This window comes from Vibrio sp. YT-19(2023) (assembly GCF_033337395.1).
On the sequence record NZ_JAWOQN010001019.1, the window covers coordinates 1 to 543 of the forward strand.

At 45.1% G+C, this 543-nt stretch carries 1 protein-coding gene; it reads right to left on the reverse strand.

Annotated elements, in window-relative coordinates:
* Positions 1–69: 69 nt before the first annotated feature.
* Positions 70–543, reverse strand: a 474-nt coding sequence (locus R7E78_RS29780; RefSeq protein WP_318059102.1) for a hypothetical protein, incomplete at its 5' end; no start/stop codon positions are given.

Sequence of the window (543 nt, forward strand, 5' to 3'; positions counted from 1 at the left end):
GAATTTGGTTGGCTCGATAATGAAATAAAAATCCGATATTAAAAATACTGAATATCGGATTTTTTCTTTTTATTTTCTCGCTCCAACGGGAATCATAATGTGTGCATATGGCGTGCCTTTCCACATCACGTATGGGCCACCATAACTTGGGTCGGTTGGTAGAGAGTCCAGCAACGCTTGGTCTGGGGTAATAATCATCAAGTGTGGCCCTTCCACAATCCATTGATTATCGTCCGTCATCCCTTCTGCAAATGGGTCGGTGTTACTGGCACCGCCATCACCCGCTAACATGTAAGAAATGCCTAATGCTTTGGCTTGGAAAGGTTTTTTGTTCATCCAAGCGTCTGCCCATTCCATCCAAGGACCATCCATACACATTGGAGCAATGCCTTCCAATTGAGGTGGCGTTGGGAAGCAAGTGTATTGGCTAGAACCTTCTTGCAGAACATTATTGTTCCAGTCCATCACCGTTACTTTATCGCGAATAGTCGGTGGCGCTGCACTCAGTGCATCTTCTAAAAGTGCTTTTGAATCATCGGCTGC